The following is a 1252-nucleotide window of genomic DNA, read 5'->3' on the forward strand; positions in this document are numbered from 1 at the left end:
CCAATATACGGGAACAAGTAAACCCACACTGGGGGGTTCGGTCGGGTTCACTGCGGAGTCTGACGGGCGACGCGAGCGTCCGTCCGTTGAGTCTTCCCTCGATGCATCTGCGTTCCCGTTCGCACGAACACATTGAAGTGTTCACTGCACCTGCCGCCTTCAAGCTGTTGGCTGCAGAACCTAGCTGAGTGGGGTAAGCGCGCGGCGTTTGGATAGCAGTGCAACGTCTTTCGAAACTACGCGGTGTTGGAGGTGGGCGAGGACGGCTTGCTGCGTCTCCGGGGTCCAGAAGATCTGGAGGCGTTCCCGTGCCCTCGTGACGGCGGTGTAGAAGATGCTGTGCGAGATGTCCTCTTCGTTGGCGTCGGTTATGACGATTTTGACTGAGTCGTATTCGAGGCCCTGCGCTTTGTGGATTGACACGGCGTAGGCCACCTGAAATGGCACGTTCGTGTTGAGGGAGTCGTCGTCCTCGTCGCTGGTATCGCGTTCAAAGACATCGAAGCGCACCGTCGCGTCCCCAAGCCACTTGAGGTCTTCACCATCGACGTCGAATTCGCTGATCGTTCRATCGAGTTCGACGTCGAACTGCGCCCGGTCGGGGAAGCGCTGGACGCCGACGATCTTCCCCTTGAGGTTGTTGTAGATTGCGCGCCCGAAACGTTCTGTCTCGTTGAAGAGAACGGGGTCACCCTCTTTGAACGTCGAGGCGCCCCATGCGATGCTTTTGCCGGGGTTGCTGCTCTGGAGGAAGCGGTTGATGTTGTTGATTCCGTAGAGGCCGTCATAGTTCAGGCAGAGGATGATCTCGTCATCGCGATGCGCCTCGAACAGCGACTCGTCGAGTTTCGTCGAGTACCCGCTGTGGGCGATGAACTCCGTGATGTCGTCACCGAGGTGTCGCACCCTGTCCCATAGGCCGAGGAGTGACTCGTTCTTGGTGCGAAACGGGGTCGTGAGTTCGAATACCGATGTCCGGGGGATGAATGAGCGGATGACGTTGAACCAGTTGCCGAACTGGATCGACTCGATCTGGTAGACGTCTCCGACGAGCACGAGCAACTTGAATGACGTCTTGTCCATAACCTTGATCAGGTCGGCGTTGCTGACCGTGCTGCACTCGTCGATGACCAACAGGTCGTACTCTGGGTCGGCCGCGGTTCGGTAGGTTTGACTTGCGATCGTTCGGAACGTCGAATTTTGGGCGGTGACGCGACGCTTGAGGTTGTCGATGGCCGGGTTCGTGTGAGCG

1 protein-coding gene is annotated in these 1252 nt (G+C 58.3%); it reads right to left on the bottom strand.

Going from position 1 to position 1252, the window contains the following annotated elements; translation table 11 throughout:
* Positions 1-180: 180 nt before the first annotated feature.
* The coding region (locus AC1DWT_RS51425) for an ATP-binding domain-containing protein (RefSeq protein ID WP_477926294.1) at positions 181-1252 on the bottom strand (1072 nt) is incomplete at its 5' end.

The sequence above is a fragment of the Rhodococcus sp. P4_B6 genome (assembly GCF_056402215.1).